Source organism: Clostridium oryzae, from assembly GCF_002029235.1.
In the GTDB taxonomy this organism is placed as follows: domain Bacteria; phylum Bacillota; class Clostridia; order Clostridiales; family Clostridiaceae; genus Clostridium_AE; species Clostridium_AE oryzae.
Genome location: NZ_MZGV01000110.1, coordinates 1 through 7873 on the forward strand (window position 1 = coordinate 1; position 7873 = coordinate 7873).

Annotated in this window: 7 protein-coding genes, 2 tRNA genes, 1 rRNA gene and 1 pseudogene; 8 read left to right on the forward strand and 3 right to left on the reverse strand. The window is 32.7% G+C overall.

Annotated elements, in window-relative coordinates; all coding sequences use genetic code 11:
- Positions 1-31 precede the first annotated feature (31 nt).
- From rrf to CLORY_RS21915, 4 genes are all read left to right on the forward strand, one after another.
- Positions 32-148, forward strand: a 5S ribosomal RNA gene (gene rrf, locus CLORY_RS21900).
- 50 nt (positions 149-198) lie between these two features.
- Positions 199-271: transfer RNA gene (locus CLORY_RS21905), tRNA-Phe, on the forward strand.
- Between the two features lie 80 nt (positions 272-351).
- Positions 352-1782, forward strand: a complete 1431-nt coding sequence (locus CLORY_RS21910; RefSeq protein WP_169911722.1) for a TldD/PmbA family protein — start codon at positions 352-354, stop codon at positions 1780-1782.
- Position 1783: 1 nt separating this feature from the next.
- Positions 1784-3085: a metallopeptidase TldD-related protein gene (locus tag CLORY_RS21915; RefSeq protein WP_079428561.1), complete on the forward strand. Its 1302-nt coding sequence runs from the start codon at positions 1784-1786 to the stop codon at positions 3083-3085.
- Between the two features lie 383 nt (positions 3086-3468).
- Here the strand turns inward: CLORY_RS21915 and CLORY_RS21920 are convergent.
- Positions 3469-3947 (reverse strand): annotated as a pseudogene (locus tag CLORY_RS21920) (peroxiredoxin).
- 210 nt (positions 3948-4157) lie between these two features.
- Between CLORY_RS21920 and CLORY_RS21925 the strand changes: the two are divergent.
- A complete protein-coding gene (locus CLORY_RS21925) occupies positions 4158-4904 on the forward strand; it encodes a peptidylprolyl isomerase (protein WP_079428563.1) in 747 nt (248 codons plus the stop codon).
- 33 nt (positions 4905-4937) lie between these two features.
- Here the strand turns inward: CLORY_RS21925 and CLORY_RS21930 are convergent, their stop codons facing one another.
- Positions 4938-5588 carry an HAD family hydrolase gene (locus tag CLORY_RS21930; protein WP_079428565.1) on the reverse strand — a complete coding sequence of 217 codons (651 nt, stop codon included), beginning with the start codon at positions 5586-5588 and terminating at the stop codon, positions 4938-4940.
- Positions 5589-5699: 111 nt separating this feature from the next.
- Complete coding sequence (locus tag CLORY_RS21935; RefSeq protein WP_079428567.1) at positions 5700-7049, reverse strand: [Fe-Fe] hydrogenase large subunit C-terminal domain-containing protein; 1350 nt, start codon at positions 7047-7049, stop codon at positions 5700-5702.
- Positions 7050-7173: 124 nt separating this feature from the next.
- Between CLORY_RS21935 and CLORY_RS23475 the strand changes: the two genes are divergently transcribed.
- The 3 genes from CLORY_RS23475 to CLORY_RS24290 all read left to right on the forward strand — a co-directional run bounded on the left by CLORY_RS23475 (position 7174) and on the right by CLORY_RS24290 (position 7617).
- On the forward strand, positions 7174-7314 hold the full coding sequence (locus CLORY_RS23475; RefSeq protein ID WP_169911723.1) for a hypothetical protein: 141 nt from the start codon (positions 7174-7176) through the stop codon (positions 7312-7314).
- A 47-nt stretch (positions 7315-7361) separates the two neighbouring features.
- Positions 7362-7437: transfer RNA gene (locus CLORY_RS21940), tRNA-Pro, on the forward strand.
- Positions 7402-7617, forward strand: a complete 216-nt coding sequence (locus tag CLORY_RS24290) for a hypothetical protein (RefSeq protein WP_207652249.1) — start codon at positions 7402-7404, stop codon at positions 7615-7617. Before CLORY_RS21940 ends, CLORY_RS24290 begins: the two co-directional genes overlap by 36 nt.
- Positions 7618-7873 lie beyond the last annotated feature (256 nt).

The following is a 7873-nucleotide window of genomic DNA, read 5'->3' on the forward strand; positions in this document are numbered from 1 at the left end:
CAGTAATGCGAAGGTTATCACAAAACGATTATCTGGTAATGATGGAGTAGATGTTACACCCGTTCCCATACCGAACACGAAGGTTAAGCTCTACATCGCCCATGGTACTGCCCGGGAAGCTGGGTGGGAGAGTAGGACGTTGCCAGGTTGCCTTTTATGGCGATTTATGATAAAATTTACATATCGAGTCAGTATTGTGGCCAGATAGCTCAGTCGGTAGAGCAGAGGACTGAAAATCCTCGTGTCCCTGGTTCGATTCCTGGTCTGGCCATCAGAAAACTTGAGATTATTCTCAAGTTTTTTTACTGTATACATAAAAATATAGAAATTAATATGAAAGGGGTCAGAGATATGGTAAAAGTAAAGATGTCTAGGTTTCTTCAAATGAAAAAAGCAGCTTTAAAGCAGTTAATAAAAGAATTAGAAAAAGAATTTAGTTATGTTTCAGTTCTTGGAACAGATTCTTTTGGAAAAATATATAGGGTTGATAAAAATGCGGTTTCTATAGCAGACTCACTTTGGAATGAAAGAGGATTTGTAGTAAGAATCCACAATGGATTAGGGTATTCTGAGTATTCATTTAATGATATTAATGATAATGATATACTACAAATTGCTAAGGATATAAAAATCAGGGTTAATAATCAGCTAGAAACATTAAAAGGCAATGTTAATATAACAGAATATCCAGTCATTGAAGAAAAAGCTATTGAACGTGACTTTAGAGGTGAAATTGGAATAAATCCTGAAACTACAAGTGATGGGGATATAATAGGTAAATTATCTGGGATTAAGGATAAGATATTTTCAAGTTCTGAATTGCTTATCAATGGAAGAGTGATTTTTCATGAAGTTCATATCTCTAAAATATTTTTATCAGGCAAGAAAGATTTAAGTCAATCATATGTATGGAGTGAAGGATATTGTGTTGCTATAGTAAGAAAGGATGACAATGTAAAAGTTGGTTTTAAGGCAGCTTCTGGTCTAAAAGGTGTTGAGCTTATAGATGAAATAGAGAAAAACGCTAAATCAACAGTTGATACAGCTGTTAAGCTGTTAAGTGCCAGGTCAATAGAACCTGGTGAATATGATGTTATTTGTACTCCTGAGGTGGTAGGAATGATAGCCCATGAAGCTTTTGGCCATGGCGTTGAAATGGACATGTTTGTAAAACATAGGGCTAAGGCAGCAGAATATATAGGCAAACAGGTGGCATCTGAACTAGTTACAATGAGGGACGGAGCTGCTTCTGCAAAACATGTTTCATCATACATGTTTGATGATGAGGGTGTAATTGCACAGGACACAGTTATAATAGAAAATGGAATTCTCAAGAATGGATTATCTGATACCTTATCTGCTTTGAAACTGGGAACGAAGCCTACGGGAAACGGAAAGAGATTTTCTTTTGAGAGGAAGACATATGCCAGAATGACAAATACATTTATCGAAGCTGGAAAAGACAAGATAGAGGATATGATAGCATCTGTTAAACATGGATATCTGTTAGCAAGTCCATCAAGTGGTATGGAAGATCCTAAGAATTGGGGTATACAGTGCATGGTTGATTATGGTATAGAGATCGTAGACGGAAAGCTTACAGACAATATTGTATCTCCTGTAGTTTTGACTGGATATGTACCTGATGTGCTAAAAACTATATCGATGCTATCTGAGAAGGTAGAACTTGGCGGAAGCGGAATGTGTGGAAAGGGCTACAAAGAGTTTGCAAAGGTTTCAGACGGGGGCCCATATATTAAAGCGAAAGTGAGGTTAGGTTAATATGCTTAGAAGAATAAAAGGTTTATTAGAAGCTTCAGATATAAATGGATATAAGATTATTGAAACTAAGACTGATAGTAATGAACTGTTTTATGTTAAAAAGGATCTTGATATGGAGAGAACAAAAACAGTTCAGCATTTCAAGGTTACAGTTTATAAAAATATTGAACAAGATGGAATTAAATATACTGGCAGTTCTGAATTTAATATACATCCTACTATGGAAGATGGGGAAATTAGAAAAGCAATAAATGACGCAACTTTTTCAGCTGGTTTTGTAAAGAATGAATATTATGAGTTACCAGAAGCCAATAAGGAAAATGTGTGCAGCACTAAGAGCCAATTTTCTTCGATGGAGCTAGAAAAATGGATGCCTAAACTCACAGAGGCTTTATATGCTAATGATACAGAAGAAAAAGGTGGAATAAATTCTGCTGAGATATTCCTTGAAAAGATATATACTAGAGTAGTTACATCGAAAGGAATTGATGTAAGTTATGAGAAATATAATGGAATGATTGAGTTTATAACCACTTGGCGGGAAGAGCACGAGGAAGAAATAGAACTCTACAAAATGCTTACTTTTTCAGATTATGATCCCGAGTATATTAAGAATTCAGTAAAGGAAAGAATTGAGTTAGCAAAAGAGAGAACAAGGGCTAAACAGATGCCGCCATCAGGTAAGTATAAGATTATACTTACTGGTAGTGATGTAGCAGAGGTGTTTAGCTACTATGTGAATGCAGCTAATGCAGCTACCGTTTATGATAAAATCTCAAATTATAAAATTGGAGACTCTGTTCAGGGGGATAAAGTGAGTGGTGATTTATTAAACTTGACGCTTGATCCAACCCTTTCAAATTCAGCTTACTCTGTACCGATAGATGATGATGGTTTAGCACTGCACAAAACAGCTGTAATTGAAAATGGTAAACTTATGACTTATCATGGTAGCTTTAGGTATAATCACTATTTACGAAACAAGCCTACTGGAATTATTAAGAATGTAGTCGTTGCAGCTGGCAGCAAGAGTGCAGAAGAAATGAGAAAGGGAACATATATAGAACTAGCGGCATTCTCGGATTTTCAAATGGATCCTATTACTGGAGACTTTGGTGGAGAAATACGTCTTGGTTGGTATTGTGATGGTAATACAAAGGTACCAATAACAGGGGGATCATTGTCAGGCAATATTAAAAAGGTTCATAGCAATATGCATTTTTCAAAAGAACTTCAGAAGGATGATTATTTCTATGGACCTAAATCTATAGAAATGTACGATTTAACAATAGCAGGGAAATAGTAAAAAAGGGTAGTAAGTGATTTCCGTCGGCTGGAAAATGCCTCCTTCAACCACTTACTACCCTATGCTGACTCTATGCATTTACAAAATATTATTTTTTATATTACTTCTTCCAAATTATTTTTCTTGTTTATTTATTAGTATTTTCTTAAGAGCTATCTTCATATTACTTCGTATGTTATATAGTTACATTCTTTTAACAACACACACAATTTATTTGTACACAGTTGAAAGTTATGCACAATTAGCAAAAATTATAATTTCCTAAAGAGTAAAAAAAGGGGGAAAGTGATTTCTGTTAATTAGAAAATATATTACAAATCACTTTCCTCCTTGCTCATTATATATATTTCATTTAGCATGACTATAATAACGTGTTTGTTTTAATCTTTGATCGTCTTTAGAACTTCCAATAAACAATCAATATGTGCTGTGACGTGTACTTTTCTAAATATTTTTGTAAACTTACCATCTTTATCTATAACAAATGTACTACGTTCAATACCAATGGATTTTTTACCATACATATTCTTTTCTTCAAGTACGTCATAAAGTTTGCATACAGTTTCATCAATATCACTTAAGAGTAAAAATGAAATATTTTGCTTGATTATAAAGCTTTCATGGCTTTTTAATGTGTCTCTGCTAATGCTAATAACTACTGCATTTAGATTTTTGAAATTTTCCATTTTATATCTGAAGCCCTGAGCTTCTAAGGTACAACCAGGGGTATTGTCTTTAGGATAGAAATATAAAATTACATTTTACCCTTATAATCGCTAAGTCTATGTTCCTTGCCATCAGAGCCTGGTAATAGGAAATCAGGGGCTTCTTCATTTTCTGTCAGCATGTAATTACTCATAATAACCTCCTATATGATACATAAATGTAATATTAATTAATAATATTTATTAATTAATATTACTATAGTTTATGAAAAATGTCTATATTTTCATATGTAAAATTAAGTAATGGTTTAATCGTTGACATGAACTTATTACAATGCTACAATTAAGTGAATTTTTAAATTTTGGGATTAAATCGATAACATATAAAGGAGAATAGTATTATTATGGATGACGAAAAGGTATTAGCAGAGGTAATGGGCAAAAAAATAACAGAGCAAGATTTGATTAATGCACTGATGAGATATCCAGAGGACAGACAGCAGGCTTATATGAATGAGCAGGGAAAGCAACAATTACTTGAACAGGTAGTTGATTTTGAACTTATTTATAATTTTGCACTAGATGAAAAAATGGATAATGATGAGGCTTTTATTCAACAGTTAGAGAATGTAAAGAAAGAAGTATTAATACAATACGCTATAAATAAAGTATTATCTGATATACGCGTTACAGAGAATGAGGCACAAGAATTTTATAAGGATAATATGTCTATGTTCCTTGAAGAAGAAAGTGTTAGAGCAAGTCATATACTTGTTGATACATTAGAAAAAGCTGAAGATGTGGCTACTAAACTTAAGGAAGGAAAAGATTTTGCTGAAGCTGCCAAGGAGTATTCATCATGTCCATCAAATGAAAGAGGCGGAGATCTTGGATATTTCAAGAAAGGTAGTATGGTACCTGAGTTTGAAAAAGCGGCATTTGCATTGAAGGTAGGAGAAGTAAGTGAGCCTGTGAAGACACAGTTTGGATACCATATAATAAAACTTGAGGATAGAAAGGAACCGGGACTAGCAGCATTTGAAGATGTTAAGGAACCGATCGTAAACAATATAGTTAATCAAAAACAAAATGGCAGGTATCTTGAAGTAATAAATGCATTAAAAAGTAAATATAAAGTAGAGTATAAATAGTATAAAAATGGCTGATTATGCAATCAGCCATTTTTATATTGCCTCAAGTTCGGTAAAATCTTTGATAAACTTATATGTTAATTTAGACATTTCAGACCAATTGTGGCAAGACGAATTATCCATTATTCCTATAACTCTCATTCCAGCTAGAGTGGCACCTTTAACGGCAGGAAGGATATCTTCAAAGACTATACAGCTTTTCGGATCCTCATTAAGTTTTTTTGCTGCAAGCAGATACACATCAGGATAATCCTTTCCTCGGGATACTTCATTTGTAGTAGTTATTGAATCGAAATAATCAAATATACCGTTATTTTTAAGGACTACATTTAATAATGAAGGGTAATTACTAGTAGCTAAACCTATTTTAATATTATTTTTTTTCAATTTCGATAGAAAATTCTCTACACCAGGCTTTAGTTTTATATTATTGGAATATTCTTTATACGCCATATCATTCCAATCCATTTTGATTTTTTCTAAAGAGTCCGAAATGTTAAATCTTTTTTTGAAATATATAGCAGTTTCATCGAAACTTAGATGTTCTATTTCATCTCTTAGACCATAAGGAAGCTCAAATCCTTTATTTTTAAGATAATCCACATCTATCTTTTCCCATACCCACATGGAGTCTATTAATGTACCATCTAAATCGAAAATTGCAGCTTTTATATTACTTTGCATGTAAAACCATTCCCCCAAATTAGAATTCTATAGTATTGATTTATCATATATTATTTTACTATATCTTTGTTAAATGTCTATTATTATTATGTTATATATGCAATAAATTCTTTAAAAGTCTCGCTCGAATATTGCAGTTTTTTCCTTTGAAGAAAAATCTTCAATTGAATTTATATTAATCTTTTCAAGTATATTTTTCATACATTCACTTTCGATAGGAACAGAATATTTGCTCTTATCACAGAATTCGTTTAATAAATCAGTACCTTTATCCCATGGGATAAGACGTTTAGGTCCACCTACACAGCCACCGATGCATCCCATGCCTTCTATAAAATTAGCTGAAATTTTACCATCTTGAACTTCCTTTAAAACAGATCTGCATTCTTTAACACCATGAGCCTGCATAGTCTTAAGTAAGTGGTGTTTTTCCGGAAACATAAATTCGACAGCGTCATTAACTGCTGCTGATACTCCACCAGTTCTACCGTACGATCTTCCACCTTTGGAAGCATATTCCGTAGTAGGAGTAGGCTCAAGTTTAGAAGGGTCAATATTTAGTGCATCAAAAATACTTTTTAATTCTTCAAATGTAAGGACATAATCAATATCACCTATTAAATCATCTTCCTTTATTTCTGCTTTCTTTGCAATGCAAGGGCCAACAAAAACGACTTTACACCCTGGATAAATCCTTTTTAGTACACGGCCGGAAGCAATCATTGGTGATACTGACGGAGATACGTATTTAATAAGATCTTTATATACTTTTTTTAACATCGCAATCCATACAGGACAGCAGCAAGAAGTTATCATTAAGTCATCTTTATCACTAACAAAGTGGTTAAATTCAGTAGCTTCCTTTATAGTTAACATGTCAGCAAAAAATGCAACTTCAATCATATCAGCAAATCCAATTTTTTTAAATGCTGTCCTTAGCATATCCAAACTTACGTCTTCACCAAATTGACCACATATAGCAGGAGCTACAGTGGCTATAACAACTGAGTTGTCTCTTAACAGCTTGGCAAAAGGCATAAATTCTATTTTGTCCATTATATTACCACTATCACATGAATCTACACATAGTCCACAATCGGTGCAATCGGAATTGATATAAGATAATCCGGTTTTTGGATCAATAGATATTGCATTAAAAGGGCATGATTTTTCGCAATTTCTTAATCCTGCCTGATCTGCTTCACAATCATCACAAACTCCAGTTTTTACGACAATTTTACTATTGCGTTCTTGATGAGCAATAGCTTCTTTTAAACTTGCTATAAAGTTATCGTGATCTATAGAAGAACTTACACCGCAAACAGCAGCTATAGTATTTTTAAGCTCTTCTTTAGGATAGCTCCAAGTCGAGAGAATTATATTGACTGCGGCTTCAAATTTGTTATCATAATATCCTTTAATAAGTATCTCAAATATTTTTTTCTGTAGCGACTTTTCCATATTCTTAACACTCCTTTTCGTTGAATATACATATATATTTAACAAATATTAATTAAATATAATATAAAAAATAATTTGAAACATAATAAAATATATAACTGCATTTTTGTTAGGGGGAATATACATGATTTATGTAATAGTAATAGTCATCATTTTAATTGTATTTACTAAAGCACTGTGCAGTTTATCAAAAGAAGATGATGATATAAATGACAATAATATAGCTAACAATGAAGTAGGTGACGATATTGAGAGTAAAGAATAATTGAGAGATTGAAACAGTACGGTTTTTGTGGTAATATATTTATAGTTCGGGGCGTAGCGCAGATGGTAGCGCGCGTGCTTCGGGAGCATGAGGTCGCAAGTTCAAGTCTTGTCGCCCCGACCAGACTATGGAAATAATAGAGTTTTGGCAAAGGTATATTTAAACATCTGTTGTCAGGACTCTATATTTTTATTTTTTGATTCAGTTCCTTTTACAGGAACTGTAGAAGCTATAAAACCGACAACTATAGATAGTATAGAAGGAATAATTATATTTATATATGCTACATACCTAAATCTGTAAATTATAAAAGCTAACAAACAATTTAGGAATACTGATATAAAAAAAACATAGATTACAAACTTTGCAAAGGAGCTCATAATCTTTTCATAGATTTTATGACGAAATGGACCGGGAAGAATTAATTTGAAAATATAGAAAAACAAAAAAATAAGTAATAAAATCATAATTGAAGATATTACAAAATCTCTCATATGCTTTTACCCCCTGTAAAAATATTTAATATAGTTTAGAAATTGATTATATGAATAGTATCTAC